Below are 21,357 nucleotides of genomic sequence, written 5' to 3' on the forward strand. Positions count from 1 at the left end.
GGTGGCGCTCATGTGAAAGTCGTCGGTACGGGAGGTGTGCCGGGCCCGGGGTGCGGGGATGGTCGCGATCATGACAGAGACGACGCGCACGGACTCCCCGCCGGCCTCCCGGCCCGTACGCCAGCTCCTCGCCGCCTCGGTCGGCAATGCCGTGGAGTGGTACGACTGGTACGCCTACACCTTCCTGGCCACCTACATCGCGGCCGAGATCTTCCCCAAGGGCGCGGACAACTCCCTGGTGCCGCTGCTGTCGACCTTCGCGGTGTTCGCGGTGGGCTTCTTCATGCGGCCGGTCGGCGGGCTGCTCATGGGCGCGATCGCGGACCGCCGCGGCCGGCGCGCCGCCCTGACCGTCACCATCCTGCTGATGGGCGGCAGCAGCCTGCTGGTCGGCCTGACCCCGACGTACGAGGCGGCCGGCGTGCTGGCTCCGCTGATCCTCGTCGTGGCCCGGCTCCTGCAAGGTCTGTCGGTCGGCGGCGAGTTCGCGGCGTCGACGACGTTCCTGGTCGAGTCGGCGGGGCCGGGCCGCCGCGGCCTTTTCTCCAGCTTCCAGTACGTGTCGACGACCGCGGGCCAGCTGGTCGCGTCAGGCATCGCGACACTCCTGGTGGACACGCTGAGCGACGGGCAGATGAACGGCTGGGGCTGGCGGGTGCCGTTCGTCCTCGGTGCCTTACTCAGCCTGGTCGGCTTCTGGATCCGCCAGGGCGCGGAGGAGACGAGGAGCACCGAGCAGCAACAGGCCCCCCGCCCCGGCCTGTTGGAGGCGCTGCGCCGCCACCCGCGCCAGTCCCTGCTGATCTGCGGGATCACGGCGGGCGGCACCATCGCTTACTACACCTGGACGTCGTACCTGCCGACGTACGCCGAACTCAACGCGGGCATCGAGAAGTCGGACGCCCTCCTCGCGGGCACGATCTCGCTGGCCTTCTTCGCCCTGCTCCAGCCCCTGGGCGGCCTCCTCTCCGACCGCTACGGCCGCCGCCCCCTGCTCCTCTTCTTCGGCCTGGGCTTCACCCTCCTCACCGTCCCCCTGCTGCACGCCCTGCGCGACTCGTTCGCCGTGCTGCTGCTCGTGCAGTGCGCGGGCATGGTGCTGCTGACCGGGTTCACGTCGATCAGCGCGGCCGTGAACGCCGAGGTGTTTCCGCCACGGGTGCGGGCGGCGGGCATCGGGTTCCCGTACTCGCTGACGGTGGCGCTGTTCGGCGGGACGGCCCCGTATGTGGGCACGCTCTTCAAGGAGTGGGGACACTCCGGGTTCTTCCCCTGGTACGTGGCCGTCCTGTGCCTGGGCTCCTCCCTGGTGTACCTGCGCCTGCCGGAAACCGCGCATGCGGAGCTACGGCGATGAGGACGGCCGGTGAGGGTCCGGCACAGGTGCACTGTCCCGACGCGCCGGGGTCGCCGCCCCCGCTACCCTGCTCTCCGGTTGAGCGGGGAACGATCACATGTCGGGGGCAGGGGTGGCGCGCCAAGTACCTTTACGGCGGGGCTGGTCGGGATGGTCGGCGGCACTTCGGACAGACACCGGACGGACAGCCGCCTGGTTCCTTTCCTGCCTGGTCGGCTGGGCCCTCTTCCTGCCGTTCGTCGGACCGTGGCCGGCACTCCTCGGCCTCGTCGTCCCGTTCGTCGTGCACTCCCCCGGGCCTCCGCTGTTCGCCGCGTGGAAGGCGGCCAGGACCGGTGGGGCGACCGCCGCGTGGTCGGGACGGCGGCTGCTGAGACCGCAGGCCCTCGCCCCACTGCTCGGCGTGGCCCTGGCCGGCTCCTGGCTCGTCAGGGCGCTGCCCTACGGAAGCTTCCTGTTCTGGGAGTGCCTGCTCCTGGTGGCCGCCTCCCTCAGCTTGCTCGTCCTGTGGTCGGCACTCGAGGTGACGGTCGACGGGGTGCGCCTGGGGCAGGAGCAGTCCGGCCCCGCAGGCCGCCGACGGGCACGCCCCTCGGGCAGGTCGCTCGCCGCGCAGGCCCTCGCCCTGGCCACGGCGGCCGGCATCGCCGCCTGGCTCACGCGGCTGATGGGTCACACGCTCAGGTCCCGCGCCGCCGCCTCACCTGACGCGGAAGGCATCGCAGACGTCCTTCGACGGCTCGACGCCCACTTCTCCGGCAGTGCGTTCGGGCCGACGTACGAGCGTCACCAGTACTGGGCGGCACTCGTCGCCGGTGCCGCGCTGCTGGCCGCCCTCGTCTCGCGCCTCCTCCGCGATCTCGCCTCGCGGACCGGCCCGGTGGAGGATCCGTTCAGCGGCAGCGGCTCCGGACAACGGTCCGACGCCCCGCTCGCGCAGCCCACGGGCAAGGTGTTCCTCAGCTACTCGCGCCGGGACACCGAACTCGCCCGGAGAATCACCCGCAGCCTGGAAGGAAGGCTGCAGGACATCTGGGTCGACTGGGAGGCGATCGAGCCTTCCGAACAATGGCGTCGGGCCATCAGGGAGGGCATCCGCCGCTCGGACGCCCTGATCGTCCTCCTCAGTGAGAACTCCCTGCGATCTGCGTACTGCCGTGACGAATGCGAGTACGCGATCGAACTCGGCAAACGGGTGCTCCCGGTGCTCGCCGACCCGTCTCTGGACGGCCGGACCACCGCGGTCATGCGGGAGCACGACTGGGACCGCCTCCTGGCCTACCAGCGACTCCCCATGATCGAGGAGGGCGACGAGGCGTTCGAGCGGGGAATCGAGGGCATCGTCTCCTTCGTCACGCAGGAGTACCGCTGGGTGGCCTTCCACACCCGGCTCGGAAACCTCGCACACGAGTGGTGGGACAGCGGCTGCAAACGCGGTCTCCTCCTGCGCGCCGAGGAGTTGTCGCTGGCCCGGCAGTGGCAGGAGCACCCCGTCCACGCGAAGCTCCGGGTCAGCCTGACCGAGCAACAGACCCACTACCTCGGCGAGAGCCGCCGCGCGGCCAGGCGCCGCACCTTGCTGGTCAGGTCCGCTCTCGCCGCGGTCACCGCGACCGTCGTCACCGCCGGCTCGCTGGCCGTGACGGCACAGGGAGACGCCGACGACCAGCGCCGCAAGGCGCTCTCGCGGAACCTCGCGGCCGCCTCGCTCAGCCTGGCCGAGACGGAACCGGAGAAGGCCGTACAACTGGCGCTGGCCGCCTACGGGCAGGCCGGAACGACAGAGGCGCGCGGCGCTCTGGTCTCTCACCTGGCCCGGCTCGACCACGTGCGGACGATCATCGCGCCCGGCAAGGGAGAGGTGTCCTTGCTCTCCATGAGCCCCGACGGCCGTCTTCTCTTCATCGAGCGTGACCACGCCACCACCCAGATCTGGGATATGCGCGCGGCGCGCGGCCGGGGGACCGTGAAAGGCCGCCTGCTGAGTTGGCAGGACGGCGGGGCCCGGTCCGTGACGGCGGACGGCCGGACTCTGGCTCTGCGCGTCGGGCAGCGTGGTGAGCGGATCACACTGGTGGACACCACGACCTTGCGGACCAAGGACACGTTCTCCTTCTCGCAGAGCGGCGCGGGCACGTCGATCAGCGACCAGGGCGGAGGACTGAGCCCGGACGGCAGCCATCTGATGGCCGCGGCGAACGATGAGAGTGATTCCGTGTCGGTGTGGCATGTGCCCGGTCACCGGACCGTGTCCACCCTGTCGTGCGAGTCGATGCGGATGGCGCCGTCCGGGAAGACCCTCGTGTGCGGTCGAGGTGAGCAGGTCTCCGTCCTCGGGCTGCCGGATCTGCGGCCCCGGCGAACCCTGCACACCTCCGCGTGGAGCTTCGAGGGGTACACCGTGGACGACGGTGTGGTGGTCGACTACGGGCAGAGCGTGAGCGCGGACGGTCACGACGACCGCCCCGGCCAGGCCCGGGTGTACCGGCCGGGATGGTCACAGCCCTGGATTCCCGGGCGTGACCTGACCCTGGACTCGGGGATGGTGCTGCGCGACGGGCGGCACGCCCTGCTCCGGTCGACAGACATGAAACGCTGGGAGCTGTGGGACCTGCGCACCCGCAAGAGGGTGCGCAAGGCCGCCGACCAGAAGAGTGCCGTCCACGGCATCAGAGCCACGGCGCCCCTCGAAGCCGAGTACAGCGACACCGCCGGCGACAGCGAATCGGCAAGCGCGGACGGCAGCACGGTCGCCACCCTGACCAAGGACGGGTCGGTGGTCATCTGGGTTCGCGACGGCTCCGGCCACCTCACGGAACACCGTGCCTTCCCGCCGGCCGAACGCCCGTACAACGGCTTCGCCGTCAGCCCTCGTACGGACACAGTGGCCATGACCGATTCCCGACGTCCCGTCGTGCACCTGCGCAGCAGCCGCACAGGGCATGCGTCCGGTTCGATCAGGTTGGCCGCCCTGGGCACCAACGTCGCTTTCAACGAGGACGGCACACTGCTGGCCGTGGCCGAACACGCCGGGGCGGGCAAGCAGTCCCCGGTGGAGGTGTTCCAGATCCCGGGTGGCCGTCGCGTGGCCGGAATGCACTACACGCCCGGCCTGAAGAGCGGGCTTCCGAGGCTGCTGTTCTCGCCCGACAACCAACTGCTGTACGGCGTCCTGCAGGGCGAGTCACGCGTGACCGCCTGGGATCTGTCGACCGGCGCGGAGACCCACGACTACGCCGCCGATCCTCTGGGCGACGGATACGCCGACCAGGCGGACCTCAGCGCCGACGGAACCAGGCTGGCCCTGACAGGGCGCCAACAGACGGTGATCCTGTGGGACACGGCGAGCGGAGAGCGGCTGCCCTTCAAGGTCCGCGACGCCAAGTACGCGGCTCTGGGTCCAGACGGTCGCACCCTTGCCACAGTGAACATGGACAACGGTGCCCTGGACAGCTGGGGTGGAGGGTCTGTCTCGCTCTGGGACATCGGCACAGGAAAGCGGACGGGCAGGAGTTTCGTGCCCGAAGGAGGTGTCTTCGGTGTGTGGTTCAGCCCCGACGGAAACACCTTGGCCGTGATCAGTGACAGCGGTCCGGTCGACGTGAAGCTCAGCCTCTGGGACGTGGCCGGCCACCGGCGCATCGGCCCCGACCTGCTGACCACGCAGCGGGACGCCGCGGTCAGTTTCACCGAGGACGGCTCCCGGCTCGACATCGCGGACGCAAGCGGAAGCACGAAGCTCCATGTCACTCCTGAGGCATGGGTGTCCGCACTGTGCGGCATGCTCACCGGGCCGCTCGACGACGCCGACTGGCGGCAGGCCGCACCGGGCGGGCAGTACCGGTCGCCCTGCTGACAAGGGAGACTGTGGGAATCCGCGGACCTGCTGAAACGCGGCAGCGAGACCGGGGCCGACTGGCTAGGCCGGGCCCGGCCGGTCATGTGACTGGCTCTGCGGAAAAGGCACCGGGGTGTGCGGCTCACCGGATGCCACCTCCAGGACCGCCTTGCCGGAGATCCGACGTGCGCGAAGCGCCTCGGCTGCCTCGTCGAAGCGGTGCCAGGGTCCTTGCCAGCCGATCTCGACGCCGAGGGCTCCCTCGGCGGCCAGCTCGGTGAGAGTCGCCAGGTCCGCGTCGACATCGCCGTCGATGACGAAGGAGGTCAGCGACTTGGCCGGGCCGACCGTCGCATACGGCGGAAAGACCGCCGGTTCCCCGGAGGTCCAGCCGACGCTCTGCACGCTGCCGCCGGGAGCGAGCAGGTTCCATGCCGCGACCAGTTGGGGGCCGCCGACGCTGTCGATGACCACGTCGACCGGGTGCTGGAGTCCCTCCAGTCCGATCAGCACCTCGTCGGCGCCGGTCTCGGCCAGCCCGTCTCCCCGGGCGGCCGAGCCCACGGACGCGATCACGTGGGCACCGGCCCGCGCCGCCAGCTGGACGGCGAACCGGCCGACCCCGCCGGAAGCCCCGGTGACCAACACCCTCTTGCCCGGCCCGAGCCCGGCGGCCCGCAGCGAGCGCAGTGCCGCCACTCCGGCGACCGGCAGCGCTACCGCCTGCGCCAGGTCCAGTCCCTTCGGCACCTCGGCCAGCGCACCCACGTCGATCGCGACGCGCTCGGCGAACGCCCCCGCGGTCAGGGCCACCACCCGGGTGCCCACCGCGGGGCCGGTTCCGTCCGCCGCGGCCCGAACGACCACGCCGGCGGCGTCCGAACCCAGCACCGCACCCACCGGGACCCGCCCGGAGCGGGCGTCGTTGAGGTCGCCGTAGTTCAACGAGGCGTGGGAGACGTCCACCAGGACCTGGTTCGGCCCGGGCACGGGATCGGGTACCTCGGCGAGGCGGACGGCGGCGGATGCGGATGCGGATGCGGATGCGGATGCGGACGGATCGACGACGAGAGCGCGAACCGACATGGTTTCCCCCTTGGTTGACGACTTGTAACAGCAGTCATCATCGATAACCATGCTTCCGATCGGAAGGAGGCACTTTCATGTCACGCAGTCACACCCGTGTTACCGAAGCGATCAGGGACGAAGCATGTCCGGTCACCGAGGTGCTCGACCGCGTGGCGGGCAAATGGAGCATCGGGATCCTGATCGCCGCCGCCCACGGCCCGGTGCGCTTCACCGAACTGGAACGCGCCATCGAGGGCATCAGCCGGCGGATGCTCACCCTCAATCTGCGCAGGCTGGAGCGGGACGGACTGCTCGTGCGTACCGTGTATCCGACCGTGCCGCCCAAGGTCGAGTACAGCCTCACGCCGATGGCGCAGGAGCTCCACGCTTCGCTGACCGGTCTGGTGAGCTGGGCCGAGCGGCACCGGTCCGCCATCGCCGAGGCCCGCGCCGCCTACGACAGCGCGGCAGAGCACAGACCCGACGCCGGCTGAACCGGCCCGGACCGGCTCGTACTTCTGCGCGTCCGCACGGCGAAAACGCTGCACGTGCGTGCGCCGATCTGACAGCGTGGGCGGATGGCCTCGCTCTTCATCAGCCACAGCTCTCGGGACCGAGTCCTCGTCGCCGGGATTCTGCGCCGGCTGAGGAAGGAGGGCTTCGAAGGCGTCTTTGTCGACTTCGACCCGGAACTGGGTATACCCGCCGGCCGTGAGTGGGAGCCGGAGCTGTACGCGGCGCTGGAGAGGGCCGACGCGGTGCTGTTCGTCGGCACGGCGGCCTCGGCCGAATCGCGTTGGTGCTTCGCGGAGTTGGCGCTCGCGCGGGCGACGGGCAAGCCGCTCTTCCCGGTGCGGGCCGAGGAGGGGGCGACCCATCCGCTGATCAAGGACGTGCAGTGGGTGGATGCGATCGCGGAGGGAGAGGCGGCGTACGCGCGGTTGTGGTCGGCGATGAGGAGGCGGAGGCTTGATCCCGCGGATTCGTTCGACTGGGACCCCGGGCGCCCGCCGTATCCCGGTTTGAGCGCGTACGCCCCGGGCGCAGGTCAGATCTACGCGGCTGCTTTCTCCCCCGACGGCGCCCGGATCGTCGCCGCGGCACAGGACGGAACCGCCGTCGTGCTCGACGGCGAGCAGGGCGACCGGCTGTACACGCTGGGGCCGCATCCGTCAGCGGTCCTGTCCGCCGAGTTCTCACCCGACGGCTCACTCGTCGCCACCGGCGGCGAGGACGGCGCGATCCGGCTCTGGCACACCGCCGAACGGGGAGGAGTGCTTGTCGTCCAGCATGACCAGCCGGTCTACTCCGCCCGCTTCTCGCCCGACGGCACTCGCATGCTCACAGCCTTCGGCGAGACGGCCGCCGTGCACCACACGGCCGACGGCCGACGGCTGCTCTCCGTCGGTGGCCACATGGGCGACATCGTCTTCGCCTCTTTCTCGCCGGACGGCTCGCGGATCGTCACCGCCTCCAGCGACATGACGGCATGGGTATCGGACGCGGTGACCGGGGAGGAGGTCGTCCGGTACTGGGGGCACAACTCACCGGTGCAGACCGCCACATTCTCACCGGACGGGTCCCGGGTCGTCACATGTACGGCAGGACGGGGGGTCGGCGGATTCGTGTTCGGCCGCATCAACATCTGGGCCGTCGACACGGGGAACACACTCGTGAGCATCTCCGCCGCCGAAGACGAGTCCGTGCTGTGCGCCGATTTCTCTCCGGACGGTACCCGTGTGGTCGGGTCCCTGGGGGACCACACCGTACGCGACTGGGACGCCGCCGACGGAAGACACCTGCTCACCCTCTCCGGTCACACCCAAATCGTCCGCTGGGCGCACTACTCCCCCGACGGCCTCCGTCTGGTCACCGCGTCGGACGACGGAACGGCACGCGTCTGGGACGCCGTGGACGGTCGGGAACTCGTCGTGCTGGACGGCCGCGGCCACCGGCCGAGTTCGGCGCTGTTCTCCCCGGACGGGACGAGGATCGTGACCGCCTCGACCGACGGGTCGGCGCGGGTCTGGGACGCGGCCGCGGGTGCCCAGGTCGCCCGGCTGTGGCACGGAGCACCGCTGATCTGGGCCGAGTTCACGCCCGACGGCACTCACATCGTCACCTCCGGAGGGGACGGCGCGGCCGTCATCTGGAGGCACTACGGCGTCGAGGAGCTGATATCCCTGGCCAGAACCCGGGTCTTCCGCACCGCGACCGATGCCGAACGCCGTGAATACGGTCTGCCCGTCAAGGCCATGGGGTGACCGCCGGGGCAAGTGCAGTCCGCCGCTTGGCGAGCCGCTTTCGTCGGTCCCCCACGGGGCCGACGGCGGTCGTTCTCCCGGCGCCCTCCCGTCCGCCCCGCGGGCCCCGCGGCTAACCCACAGTCCACCGGATCATCCACGCTTCGTTCTGGATGGAGATGACCCCTTCGCACTCGGAGACGAACGCGTCGGTGAAGTCCTCGGAGCGTTCGGTGGCCGTCGTCCAGCGCTCCAGCAGTCGCTCCAGTTCCTCGGCGGTGCGGGTGAACTCCAGGTGCTGGTAGGCGTATCGCTGAGCGACCGCGTGGGCGGTCACGGCGATCGAGATCGAGGCCACGACCGCCACCCATGCCGCCACCCAGTCCACCGAGAAGGCACCGGAAGCGGCGGCCAGTACGCCGCCGAAGCAGCCCAGCGCCAGCTCGGTCCGTTCGACGAAGCGCACCTTGCGGTGCATCGCCTGTGCCTTCGGCCGGTAGTACGACGTGATCTGCCGGCGCAGGCGATGCTCCACATAACTGTCGGCGTCCACCACCGCCGGCACCGGCCGCTGTCGCGCGCTGACGCCGGCGGTGTAGTGCACGAGATTCACCGCGTCCGAGCGGTAACGGCGACTGCGCTCGGCGAGCAGTGCCGGCGCCGATGCCGCGTCCCGGTAGGCGCCGACTCCGGCCAGGTAGGTGTAGACCTCGGTCTTGAGCGCTTCGGACACCGCCCGCAGCCGCGTCCAGTCGCTCAGCCGGTTCGGCCCACCGCGCAACGCCACCACCGGCGCCGTTCCGGCTGCGGCGGCGGCAGCGAACGCCAGTGCCTTGCCCAGCAGCGAGTTCCAGCCCATCGCCTGGGAAGCCGCCGCGCCCAGGGCCGCCGCGGCTGTCCCCAGGGCCAGCGCCCACAAGCGTGCCCGGCCGACCGACGCCTTGAGCCGATCCGCGCTCTGAGACCAGATGCTCTGCTGGTCCCACACCGCCGCTGTCACCGAATCCTGCGAGGTCTGTGTCACCGGCTGATTCTGACGCTCCGCCACCGCACGCGCCAAGGCACCTCACGGCCAGCCGGTGCCCATGTGGCATGTTGGTGGTGCGAGAACTCACTGTTGCGCGACGGGGATCGGAGACCGAGGTGTTACGGGGGGCGCACAGCGATGTCGGGAAACGGCCGGTGCTGTCAGGGGAGTTCCGCTGGAGCAGACGCGTCGCCTGGACGGCCGCCTGTGCACTGACATGGGCCGTCTGTTGTCCGTTCTACGGACCCGCCCTCGCGCTGATGGCGCTCGTCGTACCGGGCCTCGTGTTCAGCCCGGTCCTCGCCAACTGCGGCGTGGTGCTGGGCAACCGCGGATTCAGCAGCCTCGAACTGGACTGGTCCTGGCGACGGCTCGCCGCTCCGCAGGCCTGGCTGCCGGCTGTTCAACTGGCCGTTGTGGCCGCACTCGGCAGCCACTTCGTCCGGCCCCTGGGACCCGCCTTCCTGTGGACGTACGCCGTGCTCGACGCGCTGCTGGCGCTGAGCTGGCTCGCTGCCGCCGGCGTGCGGGTGGTGGGCCGGAGCGAGGACACCGGGCGGCGTAGGGCCTCGACGCCGGAGCGGCTCATGGTGCTGAGCGCCCTGGCCGGTGCCGTCGGCATGGGCGTCGCGGCGTGGGCCGTCCGCCTCGTCGTCCTGCCGATCACCTACGGCGCGGTCACTCCCGGCCCGCCATGGCGATCGGCGACCTGGGTCTACGCCTGGCTGGACGAGCAGATCGGCGGCAGCTTGTTCGGCCCGTCCTTCGAGCAGCCCTACTGGCCACTGCTGCCGGCCGGTGCCGGCCTCGTTTCCGGGCTCCTCGCGGCGGCCACACGGCAGGCCGCCGACCGTGCCGGGGGTGCGCGCAATCCCTTCGCCCAGGCAGAACACGGCATCGGAGGCAAGGTCTTCCTCAGTTACTCGCGCAGCGACACCGAGTTCGCCCGCGCCCTCACCGAGTCTCTTCGAGGGCGGGTGCGAGAGGTGTGGGTCGACTGGCAGGCGATCAAACCCTCCGCACGCTGGCGCAAGTCGATATCCGACGGCATCCGGGAGTCCGACGCTCTGATCGTGCTGATCAGCCGCAAGTCCCTGGCGTCCGTGTACTGCTGGGACGAGTGCCTGCAGGCGATCGCGGGGGGTAAACGGATCCTTCCCGTGGTCATCGACCCGGAGTTGTCGTCGGGCGCCGGGGCGGCGCTGCGTGAAGCCGGCTGGGAGGAGCTGACTGCCTTCCAGCGCCTCGACATGTCCGACCCGGACCGCTTCGAGGAGGACACGCGGCACATCGTGGCCTTCACCGCTCAGGAGCACCGGTGGGTGTCCGGCCACACCCGGCTCGGACTCCAGGCCCACGAATGGCGGGAGAGCGGCAGGAGTGACGGTTTCCTGCTCCGGGAGGACGAGCTGCGCGCCGCCGAGTGGCTGCGTGACAACGTACCGGCGTCACCGGCCTTCATGGCCCGGCTCACCGATGACGAGCAGGAGTTCATCGACAGCAGCCGACGCGCCCTGCGACGGCGGAGAGTACGTTTTCGGATCAGCGCCGTAGCGGTCCTGCTGGCGGTCGTGAGCCTGTCCTCGCTGGTGGTGGCCGTCCAGTCCGGGGCGGAGGCCGACCGGCGCGAGTCCCTCTCCCGTCTGCTCGCCGTCGCCTCCCGAAGCCAGTCGGGCGGTCGCCTGGACACCTCGTCGCTGCTCGCCGCGGCGGCATACGGCGTGTCCGACACGGCGGAGGCGCGCAGTGCGATGGCCGAACGGCTCATGCAGTTCAACCACGTCGCGAAGGTTCTGCCGGGCCCGGACACGAAAGGCGCGGGCTGGCCCGTGTTCAGCGCGGACGGCTCGACGCTGGCCGTGGGGCGCACGGACGGGACGACACAGATATGGGACGTCGAAGGATGGCGGCTGCGCGGTACGTTCCGGGGCCGGCTGCCCCAGGAGGGGCGCCGCGGCCTCACCTCGGACGGTCGTGTGGTCGCCCTGTTGACCGGCACGCGGGTCACCGTGAACGACACCGCCACCAGGCGCACGGTGGCCTCCTTCGGGCTCGCGGAGGACGGCCCGCCGTTCGGCTGGAGCGGTGGGCTGAGCCCCGACGGCCGGATCCTCGTGGCATCGACGTCGTACCAGCGGGCATGGACGTGGAGCGTCCCGAGCCGGCGGCTCCTGGCTCGGCACGTCTCGGAGTGCGCCTTCAGCTCGCTCAGTCCCTCGGGCAGGTGGCTGTGGTGTCAGTCCGGTGAACAGGGCCGGCTTCACGATGTCCTCACCTCCTCCTCGGCATCGGACGTCCCTGTCGGGCTGAGCGCGGCGTGGCAGTTGCTGGGCTGGACCGCCTCCGACGAGCCGGTGATCGACACCGGTGACGGCCCGCCGGAGGTCCTGCCGGCGGGCGGCAAGGGCACACCGTGGGTTCCGGAGCGGGGCATGAGCATCAGCAGCGTGTCCGCGGACGGCCGACGCGCCCTGTTGTCGGACGCCCACGGCCACCGGTTCGCCGTGTGGGACCTTCGAGCCCGCAAGAAGCTCGGCGACGTCGAACCCGCCGACCTCGACGGCGTCAGTGGTACCGACAGCGATGAGCAGGTCGCCGCACTGACCGGCATCGCTCCCACCCACGGCATGTGGCTGAGCACCGGCGGAGCGCGGGGCACGGGTGTGTGGGACCTCTCCGCCCCCACCCCGCCTCATCCCTATGTCGTCTTCAGTCCGGACGGCCGTGCCGCCGTCTCCGTCACCGAGACGGGCGTCGTCGCCTGGAACCGCACCGCCGCCGGCCGGCTTGTCTCCGAGATCCCCCTCAAGGGAGGGGACTCCGCAGCGCGCCCTTGGTCCACCGTCAGTCCCGACGGGCACACCGTCGCGAGCGTGAGCGGACGCACGGTGCACCTCTTCGACACGCGCACCGGAAGGCTTCGGCAGACCATCCGGCTCAAGGGGTCCGGCAGCGGCATCACCTACAGCAGGGACGGCACCCGGCTCGCGGTGAGCGAGACCGTCTCCCTCCCGCCTGCGAGAAGCGGGGAAAGGACCCTGACCACCATCGTCGAGGTGTTCGCTCTGCCCGCGCGCAAGCGAGTCGCGCTCATCGAGAGTGTCGGCCCGAACGGTTCGCCGCAGGAGACCACCGGCCTGTCCCTCTCGCCGGACGGCCGGCTGCTGTACCTGGCCGTCTCCCAGGACCACACCATCCATGTGTGGGACACGATCGCCGGACACATCGTCAAGAGCTACAACCTCGGCGAGGTGGAAGCGGTGGCGCTGAGCCCGGACGGTCACTGGCTGGCCGCCGTGGACCGTCAGGGCGTGCTGCACCAGTGGAACACCGCGACCGGCCGGTCCGTCCTGTCCTATCGGGGCGCGGCCCGAACAGTCGCCTTCAGCCAGGACGGTCGGACACTCGTGGCCGCCTCCGAGTCCCTGCGCTCCTTGCTGGTCTTCGATGCCGAGACGCAGCGCAAGCGTGCCGCGGACGTCGACACCGGGGCCACCATCCGTGCGGTGCGGCTCTCGGACGCCCAGGGGGTGGCGGTCATCACCCTGGACCCCGAGTCCGACGGCGGCGCGGTCATCGTGTGGGACCTCCTCCACCACGCCAGGACCGGACCCGTCCTGGCGCGGGTGGGCGGCGGAGCCGTCGCGGAGTTGACCGCGGACGGGAAACGAGCGGTGGGGCTGGCTCCGGGCGCGATCGTCACCGGGGTGGTCGACCCACGGACGTGGCAGAGCACTCTCTGCTCCGTCGTGGGCCGTCCGCTCCTCGGACAGGAGTGGCACGCGGTCGTCCCCGACCAGCGCTACACCCCGGCGTGCTGAGCTCCGGCGACGGACTCTGGGGCCACGCCGTCAGGGGAGGTCGGGGCCGCGGTACTCGCCCATCGCGTCGATGAGCCAGCGGGCCAGGTAGTCGGCGAACGAGGAGCGCGGGAACAGGCGGTACGTCGGCACGTCGTCGACCTGCCAGAGCAGTACGGCGACGGGACCCACCGTGGTCGACACGGCGCGGCCGGGTGCGAAGACCCGCGGATGCAGGTCCAGTGGGCAGCCCTTCTCCAGCACCTGCCGGGCGGCCGGGCCGCCCAGTTCCAGCGTGGTGCGGTTCGCCGAGACGTCCACGACCGAGCCCGGGTCGCCGCCGAGGGCCTCCCGCAACTCGGCGGTCACCGCGGCCGGTTCGGCCCGGGACAGCACGAGCCACTCGTCGGGGCCGAGCCAGGCGACCGTGTGGGGGCCGGCCGCGGCGGTGTGGCCGCACTGCCCGGGGAGCGGTGCGCCCAGGGTCTTCTCGATACGGTCCGCCGCCTCGGACGCGGGGTCGACCCGCAGGTTCACCATGGTGAGGAACGGCCGCTCGGTGAGCGTGACACCGCGGGCGCCGGTGACCGCGGCGGCGCGCATCCGCTCCTGCAGGTGGGCCAGCGGGCTCACCCGTGCGTCGATCGTCGGCTCAGCCATCGCGCTTGGTTCCTTCCGGGTCGTAGAGGACGCAGTCGGCCACCTCGACGGGCACCAGGTCGTCGCCCACCGGAGCCAGCAGGGTCTCGCCGATCCTTGCCCGCCCGTCGGCGACCAGGGCGAGGGCGAAGGGGCGGCCGAGGGCCGGGCTGTGGTAGCTGGAGGTGACGTGGCCGAGCATCGGCACGGGCACCGTCTCCAAGGCGGTGGCGGGAGCGACGAGTTGGGTGCCTTCGGGCAGCCGGGTCGTGCGGTCGCTCGGCAGCAGGCCGACCAGCTGCTTGCGGTCGGTGCGGGAGGTGTCGGCGCGGGAGAAGGACCGCTTGCCGATGAAGTCCTTCTGCTTGGAGACCACCCAGGACATGCCCGCGTCCTGCGGGGTGACGGTGCCGTCGGTGTCCTGGCCGACGATGATGTAGCCCTTCTCGGCCCGCAGGACGTGCATGGTCTCGGTGCCGTACGGGGTGATGCCGTACGGCTGCCCGGCCTGGTACACCTGCTCCCACACCGTCAGGCCGTACCACGCCGATACGTTGATCTCGTAGGCGAGTTCGCCGGAGAAGGAGATCCGGCAGATGCGGGCCGGGATGCCGCAGGCCAGGGTGGTCTCGCGGAAGGCCATGAAGGGGAACGCCTCGGCCGACAGGTCGACGTCGGGCGCGAGTTGGGCGACCACCGCTCGCGACCGCGGTCCCACGACGGCGACCGTCGCCCACTGCTCGGTCACCGAGGTGCAGTGCACGTCGAGTTCGGGCCACTCGGTCTGCAGCCACTCCTCCAGCCAGTCCAGGACCCCGGCGGCGCCGCCGGTCGTGGTGGTCATGAAGTAGCGGTTGTCGTCGAGGCGCAGCGTCACGCCGTCGTCGAAGATCATCCCGTCGGGCTTGCACATCACGCCGTAGCGGGCCATGCCGGGCTTGAGCTTCTTGAAGGCGTTGGTGTAGACGCGGTTGAGGAACTCGCCCGCGTCCGCGCCCCAGATCTCGATCTTGCCGAGGGTGGAGGCGTCCATGAAGGCCACCCCCTCGCGGGCCGCACGGCACTCGCGGGCCACGGCCGTGTCCATGTCCTCACCGGGCTGTGGGTAGTACCAGGGGCGTTTCCACTGCCCGACGTCCTCGAACTCGGCGCCGTGGGCCACGTGCCAGCTGTGGATGGCGGTGGTCCGCTCCGGGTCGAACAGCTCGCCGCGCTCACGGCCGGCCAGGGCGGCGAAGGCGATCGGCGTGTACGGCGCCCGGTAGGCCGTGGTGCCGATCTCGCCCAGGGAGCCGCCGAGGGCCTCGGCGATGACACCGATCGCGTTGACGCCGGACGTCTTGCCCTGGTCGTTGGCGGTGCCGAGCGAGGTGTAGCGCTTGACGTGCTCCACGCCGCGCATACCGGCGCCGGTGGAGCGCCAGACGTCGGCGACGGTGACATCGCGCTGGAGGTCGACGAAGTGGGTGTCCCAGGTGCCGGGTTCGCCGTCGGGGGCGGGGACCAGCCACAGGGCACGCACAGGGCCGCAACCGGTCCGGGCGTCGCCGCCGGGCGACGGTACCGGCACCGGGAACCCGGCGTCCGTCGCGGCCCGCGCACCCGCCCGCGCTCCCTCGGCCAGAGCGCCGTCGAGGTCGTACGTCCCGCGCGCCGCGCCCACGACCTGCTGGTCCCGTACAGTGCCGTCGGGGACGAAGGCGACCAGGTCCGCGTCCCAGCGCAGCCGTCCCTGACGCTGGCTGTGCAGGTGCACCACCGGGCTCCAGCCGCCCGAGACGGCGAGCAGGTCGCAGTCGAACGACTGCGGGGCTCCGGTGAGCCGGCCCCCGGCGTCGAGGGTCTGGACGGTGACGCCGGTGAGCCGGGGGTCCCCCGCGGTGTCGACCACCGCGCTGCCCGTCAGCACCCGCACCCCGGTGGCAACCGCGACCTCGGCGGCCCGGTGGGACAGCTCGGGGCGCGCGTCCACGACGGCGGCGATGTCGACGCCGGCGGCGTGGAGGTCGGCGACCGTGTCGTAGGCGCTGTCGTTGGTCGTGGCGACCACGGCCCGCGAACCCGGCGCCACGGCAAACCGGTTGAGGTACGTGCGCACGGCCCCGGCGAGCATCACCCCGGGCCGGTCGTTGCCGGCGAAGGTCAGCGGACGTTCGTGCGCGCCGGTGGCCAGGATCACCTGACGCGCCCGTATGTGCCACAGCCGCTGGCGTGAGACCCCCTCGGGAGCGGCGGCTCCGAGGTGGTCGGTGCGCCGCTGGAGGGCCAGTACGTAGTTGTCGTCGTACGACCCGAAGGCCGTGGTGCGGTGCAGTACGACGGCCTCGGGGGCGGCGTCGAGTGCCGCGCGGACGTCGGCGGCCCAGTCGAGGGCGGGCTGCGCGCCGGCCGTCTCGCCGCTCCCGGAGAGCAGCGAACCGCCGGGCTCGGGCTGGTCGTCGAGGAGGATCACCCGGGCTCCGGAGCCGGCGGCAGCGGCGGCGGCTGCGAGGCCGGCCGGTCCGGCGCCGACGACCAGGACGTCGGTGTGCGCGTACTTCTTGTCGTAGACGGCGGGGTCGGGGGTCGGGTCGAGCCGGCCCATGCCGGAGAGCGTGGTGGCGGACAGGCCGTCGTACAGCTCCACGGTCGTGGCCGGGAGCATGCCCTCCGAGCACGGGCCGTCCAGCTGCACAAGGGCGTTGGGCTCCTCGACGCCCGCGGCGACGATGCCGCGCGGGCGACCGCGGTAGAGGGAGGGCGCGACCTCGACGAGGCCGTTCGCCAGCATCGCCGAGGCGACGGTGTCTCCGGGGTGGCCGGTCAGCTCCCGTCCGTCGACGGTGAACCGCAGCACGGTGCCCCGGTCGATACGGCCGCCCCGCTGGAGCCGGAAGTGCTGGTCGGTCATCGGTTCCCTCCGGCGTGGGGCAGTTCGGGGCGGGGCTCGTCGATCCGGTACGAGGTCAGCACCTCGTGGGTGGCGGTGTCGCGCAGGACGTTGAACCAGCGGCGGCAGCCGGTGCTGTGCACCCACCGCTCGGCGAAGGGGCCCTTGGGGTTGTCGCGGTAGAAGACGTACTCGGCCCACTGCCCGTCGGTGAGGTCCGCGGGGGTCTCGGGGTAGGGGACGTGGGCCTGTCCGCCGTAGTGGTACTCGGTCTCGTCCCGGGGACCGCACCAGGGGCAGGTGATCAGCAGCACGGTGTCCTTCTCTCAGCAGGCTGTCAGTGGGCCACGGCTGCCGCGCCGTGCTCGTCGATCAGGGCACCCGTCGTGAAGCGTTCGAGGGCGAAGGGGGCGTTCAGCGGATGCGGCTCGCCGGTCGCGATGGTGTGCGCGAAGGTCCAGCCGGCGGCCGGGGTGGCCTTGAACCCGCCGGTGCCCCAGCCGCAGTTGACGTACAGGTTCTCGACGGGGGTGGTGCCGATGATCGGGGAGGCGTCCGGAGTGACGTCGACGATGCCGCCCCAGGTGCGCAGCACATGCGCCCGCGCGAAGACCGGGAACAGCTCGACGGCGGCGGCCATCTGCTGCTCGATCACATGGAAGGAGCCGCGCTGGCCGTAGCCGTTGTAGGAGTCGACGCCCGCGCCCATCACGAGCTCGCCCTTGTGGGCCTGGGAGACGTAGACGTGCACGTGGTTCGACATGACCACCGTCGGGTGCACCGGCTCGTGCAGCTCGGAGACGAGTGCCTGCAGTGGGTGCGACTGCACGGGCAGCCGTACGCCCGCCCGCTCGGCCAGCACACTGCTGTGCCCGGCGGCCGCGAGGCCGATCCGGCCGGCGAGGATGCGGCCGCGGTTGGTCTCGACGCCCACGACCCGGTCGCCGTCCTTGAGGAAGCCGGTGACCTCGCAGCCCTGGATCAGGTCGACGCCCATCTCGTCGGCCCGGCGGGCCAGCGCCCAGGCCACGTGGTCGTGCTTGGCGATGCCGGCCCGTGGCTGGAAGGTGCCGCCGAGGACCGGATACCGGGTGTGCGGGGAGACGTTGAGGATGGGACAGACCTCGGCGACCTCGTCCGGATCGAGCCACTGGGCGTCGACGCCGTTGAGGCGGTTGGCGTTGACGCGGCGCACGCCCTCGCGGACGTCCTGGAGGGTGTGCGCGAGGTTGAGGACGCCGCGCTGGCTGAACAGGAAGTCGTAGTCCAGCTCCTCGGGGAGCCCCTCCCACAGCTTGAGGGCGTGCTCGTAGATCGCGGCGCTCTCGTCCCAGAGGTAGTTGGAGCGGATGATCGTGGTGTTGCGGGCCATGTTGCCGCCGGCCAGCCAGCCCTTCTCCAGGACGGCGACGTTGGTGATGCCGTGGTTCTTGGCGAGGTAGTAGGCGGTGGCCAGGCCGTGGCCGCCCGCGCCGACGATGACGACGTCGTACGAGGTGCGCGGCTCGGGGTTGCGCCAGAGGAAGTCCGGGTGCTCCGGCAGCGGCTGCGCGGTCATGCCGCGGCTCCCTTCAGGTGGGGGTAGAGGGGGAACGCGCCGGCGAGCTTCTCCACCCGCTCGCGCAGCAGGCCCGCGCGGTCGTCGCCGAGCTGCTCCTCCTTCAGGACCTGGGCGATGATGTCGGCGACCTCCCGGAACTCCGCCTCGCCGAAGCCCCGGGTGGCCAGGGCCGGGGTGCCGATCCGCAGCCCGGAGGAGACCATCGGCGGGCGTGGGTCGAACGGCACGGCGTTGCGGTTGACGGTGATGCCGACGCGGTGCAGCCGGTCCTCGGCCTGCCGCCCGTCGAGCGCGGACTTCCGCAGGTCGACGAGGACCAGGTGGACTTCGGTGCCCCCGGTCAGGACGGTGATCCCGGCCTCCGCCACATCGTCGGCCAGCAGGCGGCCGGCGAGGATGCGGGCGCCGTCCAGCGTGCGCTGCTGGCGCTCCTTGAACTCCTCCCCCGCCGCCACCTTGAAGGCCACCGCCTTCGCCGCGACGACATGCTCCAGCGGGCCGCCCTGCTGGCCCGGGAAGACCGCGGAGTTGATCTTCTTGGCCAGGTCGGCGCGGCTGAGGATCACCCCGCCGCGCGGGCCGCCGAGGGTCTTGTGGGTGGTGGTCGTGACGACGTCGGCGTACGGCACCGGGCTCGGGTGCAGGCCCGCGGCCACCAGCCCGGCGAAGTGCGCCATGTCCACCATCAGATACGCGCCCACCGCGTCGGCGATCCGGCGGAACGCGGCGAAGTCCAGCCGGCGGGGGTAGGCCGACCAGCCGGCGACGATCATCTTCGGCCGGTGCGCGAGGGCGAGCTGCTCGACCTCGTCCATGTCGATGCGCATGTCGGACTCGCGTACGTGGTACGGCACGACGTTGTAGAGCTTGCCGGAGTAGTTGATGCGCATGCCGTGGGTCAGATGGCCGCCGTGCGCCAGGTCGAGCCCGAGGATCGTGTCACCGGGCTGGAGCAGCGCGAACATCGCTGCCGCGTTGGCCTGGGCGCCCGAGTGCGGCTGCACGTTCGCGGCCTCGGCGCCGAAGAGCTCCTTCACCCGGGCGATGGCCAACCGCTCGATGACGTCGACGTGTTCGCAGCCGCCGTAGTAGCGACGGCCCGGGTAGCCCTCGGCGTACTTGTTGGTGAGGACCGAGCCCTGGGCCTCCATGACGGCGGCCGGGGCGAAGTTCTCCGAGGCGATCATTTCGAGGGTGGACTGCTGGCGGTGCAGTTCGGCGTCGACGGCCGCGGCGACGTCCGGGTCGAGCTCGCTGAGGGGGCGGGAGAGGGGCGAGGTGAGCGACGGGTTCGTTGCCATCTGTGCACCATCCTGGAAAAGGCATCCTGGGAGCCGACTAATGCGCAACTGATATATCAGACTCTGCGGTACGGTATGGGAGCTCGCCGGACAGGTCAAGGGGGCATCCATGCAGCAGGTGGCGACCGAGCCCGTCAGCGAGGAGCTGACCCTCGCCGAACGCGCCTACCGTGCCATCCGGGACCGGCTGGTCATGCTGGAGATCCGGCCGGGCGCGCCGATCAACGAGGAGCAGCTGGCCCAGTCGCTCGGCGTGGGACGGACCCCGGTGCGCGAGGCCCTCAAGCGGCTCCAGTACGAGCGGCTGATCACGACCTACCCCCGGCGCGGCACCTTCGCCACCGACGTCAACATCACCGACCTCGCCCATATCTCCGAAGTGCGCCAGGAGCTGGAGCCCCTGGCCGCCGCGCAGGCCGCGCGGCGCGCGACGGCCGCGGACCGGGCGACTCTGACGGGCCTGCGGCAGGAGCTGGGGAGCGCGGATGCCCGCCGGCAGGACGCCTCCGAGCTGATGCACCTGGACCTCCAGGTCCACCGCGCCATCTACGCCGCCGCGCACAACCCGTACCTGGAGGACACCCTCGTCCGCCACGACAACCTCGCCACCCGCATCTGGTGCCTGTTCATCGACCGCCTGTCCGACATGGCCGGCCATGTCGAGGAGCACGGACCGCTGATCGAGGCGATCGTCGCCGGTGAGCCCGAGAAGGCGGCGCGGCTCGCCCGGAGTCATGTCGTCGGCTTCGAACGGGCCGTTCGCGAGGCCATCTGACTCGCGCTACCCGGCTCCGCGCCAAGAGTTCTCAGTGCGCGGCGCCCCGCGCCTCCTCCCGGCCCGGGCGGGGCCGGCCCGCCAGGGTGGTCCACAGGTGCGGGGCGATGTCGTCCTCGGCGAGCTGGGCGATCATGTAGCGGACGCAGCGCTCGATCTTGACCCGCCACAGGCGGGCCGCCTCGTTTCCGTCGGCGTCGCGCAGCGCGTCGAAGACGACCGTGTCCTCGTTGAGGATGGTGTCGCACGCCTGGATGTAGTCCATGTCCAGAACGGTGACGAACATGCGCAGCCGGGCCGTGAGGCGTTCGAAGGTACCGGCGGCCTGTGGGAGGTCCGCGGTGCGGGCAAGGGCGTCCTGGAACCGCAGGTCGACCTCCCGGATACCGAGGTGGTCCCTGGCCCGGGCGGCGGCGCGGACCTCCGCCAGTGCCGCCGAGGCAGGGCCGAGGCGCTCCGGGCCGAGCATGGCCACGCGGCGGATGAGCAGCGCACCGAGGCTGGCGCGCAGCGCGTAGAGATCCAGGACGTCCTTCGCCGTGAAGGCGGGGACGGCGGTCGCGCCGCCCGGCAGCAGATCGAGCATGCCCTCTCGGCGAGCGCCCGCAGCCCGGCACGGACGACCCGGCGGGAGAGGCCGAGGCGCGCTGCGAGCGGCGCCTCCCGGACCCGGTCACCGGGCAGGTGGCCCCCGGCGAGGACGGCTTCGCGCAGCAGGCCGACGACGGGGTCGGCGGTGAGGGGGGCGCCGGGCGGCGCGTCGGGGGATGCGATCCGGGTCGCGGCGGGGAGGCGGGGGTCGGCGAGTGCGCGCGTGATCCGGGCGTTCGAGTCGTTGTCACGGCCGCAGATGGCCGGGGTGTCGTACGACGGCCGCGG

The 21,357-nt window shown here is 71.5% G+C and carries 14 protein-coding genes; 6 read left to right on the forward strand and 8 right to left on the reverse strand.

The genetic code is table 11. The annotated features are described in order from the left end of the window. Positions 1–58 precede the first annotated feature (58 nt). Both AQI70_RS11545 and AQI70_RS11550 read left to right on the forward strand, forming a co-directional pair. Positions 59–1,357, forward strand: coding sequence for an MFS transporter (locus AQI70_RS11545; protein WP_062147168.1), 1,299 nt, complete (start codon positions 59–61; stop codon positions 1,355–1,357). A 97-nt stretch (positions 1,358–1,454) separates the two neighbouring features. After that, complete coding sequence (locus AQI70_RS11550) at positions 1,455–5,213, forward strand: TIR domain-containing protein (protein ID WP_107116961.1); 3,759 nt, start codon at positions 1,455–1,457, stop codon at positions 5,211–5,213. 63 nt (positions 5,214–5,276) lie between these two features. On the opposite strand, the gene AQI70_RS11555 is transcribed toward AQI70_RS11550, so the two are convergent. After that, entirely contained in the window at positions 5,277–6,281 is a 1,005-nt protein-coding gene (locus tag AQI70_RS11555; protein ID WP_063801573.1) for a zinc-binding dehydrogenase, read from the reverse strand. 77 nt (positions 6,282–6,358) lie between these two features. On the opposite strand from AQI70_RS11555, the gene AQI70_RS11560 reads away from it, so the two are divergent. Further along, a complete protein-coding gene (locus AQI70_RS11560; protein WP_062147177.1) occupies positions 6,359–6,757 on the forward strand; it encodes a winged helix-turn-helix transcriptional regulator in 399 nt (132 codons plus the stop codon). An 84-nt stretch (positions 6,758–6,841) separates the two neighbouring features. Next, on the forward strand, positions 6,842–8,527 hold the full coding sequence (locus tag AQI70_RS11565; protein WP_062147180.1) for a toll/interleukin-1 receptor domain-containing protein: 1,686 nt from the start codon (positions 6,842–6,844) through the stop codon (positions 8,525–8,527). Between the two features lie 112 nt (positions 8,528–8,639). On the opposite strand, the gene AQI70_RS11570 is transcribed toward AQI70_RS11565, so the two are convergent. Then, positions 8,640–9,530 (reverse strand): DUF4231 domain-containing protein, encoded by an 891-nt coding sequence (locus tag AQI70_RS11570; protein ID WP_062147183.1) that lies wholly within the window; start codon positions 9,528–9,530, stop codon positions 8,640–8,642. Positions 9,531–9,793: 263 nt separating this feature from the next. On the opposite strand from AQI70_RS11570, the gene AQI70_RS11575 reads away from it, so the two are divergent. Continuing rightward, positions 9,794–13,354 carry a toll/interleukin-1 receptor domain-containing protein gene (locus tag AQI70_RS11575; RefSeq protein WP_062147186.1) on the forward strand — a complete coding sequence of 1,187 codons (3,561 nt, stop codon included), beginning with the start codon at positions 9,794–9,796 and terminating at the stop codon, positions 13,352–13,354. 30 nt (positions 13,355–13,384) lie between these two features. Here AQI70_RS11575 and AQI70_RS11580 read toward each other — a convergent pair whose 3' ends face one another. Genes AQI70_RS11580 through glyA form a run of 5 tightly spaced genes read right to left on the reverse strand, consistent with a single transcriptional unit; the run spans position 13,385 to position 19,703 of the window. Beyond that, positions 13,385–13,993 (reverse strand): sarcosine oxidase subunit gamma, encoded by a 609-nt coding sequence (locus tag AQI70_RS11580; protein WP_062147189.1) that lies wholly within the window; start codon positions 13,991–13,993, stop codon positions 13,385–13,387. After that, a complete protein-coding gene (locus AQI70_RS11585) occupies positions 13,986–16,862 on the reverse strand; it encodes a sarcosine oxidase subunit alpha family protein (protein WP_062147192.1) in 2,877 nt (958 codons plus the stop codon). The genes AQI70_RS11580 and AQI70_RS11585 overlap by 8 nt, the downstream gene beginning before the upstream one ends. Beyond that, positions 16,859–17,155, reverse strand: coding sequence for a sarcosine oxidase subunit delta (locus AQI70_RS11590; protein ID WP_062147195.1), 297 nt, complete (start codon positions 17,153–17,155; stop codon positions 16,859–16,861). Before AQI70_RS11590 ends, AQI70_RS11585 begins: the two co-directional genes overlap by 4 nt. Positions 17,156–17,178: 23 nt before the next feature. Continuing rightward, entirely contained in the window at positions 17,179–18,399 is a 1,221-nt protein-coding gene (locus tag AQI70_RS11595) for a sarcosine oxidase subunit beta family protein (RefSeq protein WP_062147197.1), read from the reverse strand. Next, positions 18,396–19,703 carry a serine hydroxymethyltransferase gene (gene glyA, locus AQI70_RS11600; RefSeq protein ID WP_062147200.1) on the reverse strand — a complete coding sequence of 436 codons (1,308 nt, stop codon included), beginning with the start codon at positions 19,701–19,703 and terminating at the stop codon, positions 18,396–18,398. Before glyA ends, AQI70_RS11595 begins: the two co-directional genes overlap by 4 nt. Positions 19,704–19,812: 109 nt before the next feature. Between glyA and AQI70_RS11605 the strand changes: the two genes are divergently transcribed. Further along, positions 19,813–20,478 (forward strand): GntR family transcriptional regulator, encoded by a 666-nt coding sequence (locus AQI70_RS11605; RefSeq protein WP_062147203.1) that lies wholly within the window; start codon positions 19,813–19,815, stop codon positions 20,476–20,478. A 31-nt stretch (positions 20,479–20,509) separates the two neighbouring features. Here the strand turns inward: AQI70_RS11605 and AQI70_RS11610 are convergent, their stop codons facing one another. Then, positions 20,510–21,064 (reverse strand): FCD domain-containing protein, encoded by a 555-nt coding sequence (locus tag AQI70_RS11610; protein WP_062147206.1) that lies wholly within the window; start codon positions 21,062–21,064, stop codon positions 20,510–20,512. Positions 21,065–21,357: the final 293 nt, after the last annotated feature.

The sequence above is a fragment of the Streptomyces curacoi genome, from assembly GCF_001513975.1.
GTDB lineage: Bacteria > Actinomycetota > Actinomycetes > Streptomycetales > Streptomycetaceae > Streptomyces > Streptomyces curacoi.

Bases quoted from the DNA above. Each gene is read 5' to 3' on its own strand.
- AQI70_RS11545 (WP_062147168.1), top strand. From the start codon at position 59: ATGGTCGCGATCATGACAGAGACGACGCGCACGGACTCCCCGCCGGCC.
- AQI70_RS11550 (WP_107116961.1), top strand. From the start codon at position 1,455: ATGTCGGGGGCAGGGGTGGCGCGCCAAGTACCTTTACGGCGGGGCTGG.
- AQI70_RS11555 (WP_063801573.1), bottom strand. From the start codon at position 6,281: ATGTCGGTTCGCGCTCTCGTCGTCGATCCGTCCGCATCCGCATCCGCA.
- AQI70_RS11560 (WP_062147177.1), top strand. From the start codon at position 6,359: ATGTCACGCAGTCACACCCGTGTTACCGAAGCGATCAGGGACGAAGCA.
- AQI70_RS11565 (WP_062147180.1), top strand. From the start codon at position 6,842: ATGGCCTCGCTCTTCATCAGCCACAGCTCTCGGGACCGAGTCCTCGTC.
- AQI70_RS11575 (WP_062147186.1), top strand. From the start codon at position 9,794: ATGGCGCTCGTCGTACCGGGCCTCGTGTTCAGCCCGGTCCTCGCCAAC.
- AQI70_RS11580 (WP_062147189.1), bottom strand. From the start codon at position 13,993: ATGGCTGAGCCGACGATCGACGCACGGGTGAGCCCGCTGGCCCACCTG.
- AQI70_RS11585 (WP_062147192.1), bottom strand. From the start codon at position 16,862: ATGACCGACCAGCACTTCCGGCTCCAGCGGGGCGGCCGTATCGACCGG.
- AQI70_RS11595 (WP_062147197.1), bottom strand. From the start codon at position 18,399: ATGACCGCGCAGCCGCTGCCGGAGCACCCGGACTTCCTCTGGCGCAAC.
- glyA (WP_062147200.1), bottom strand. From the start codon at position 19,703: ATGGCAACGAACCCGTCGCTCACCTCGCCCCTCTCCCGCCCCCTCAGC.
- AQI70_RS11605 (WP_062147203.1), top strand. From the start codon at position 19,813: ATGCAGCAGGTGGCGACCGAGCCCGTCAGCGAGGAGCTGACCCTCGCC.
- AQI70_RS11610 (WP_062147206.1), bottom strand. From the start codon at position 21,064: ATGCTCGATCTGCTGCCGGGCGGCGCGACCGCCGTCCCCGCCTTCACG.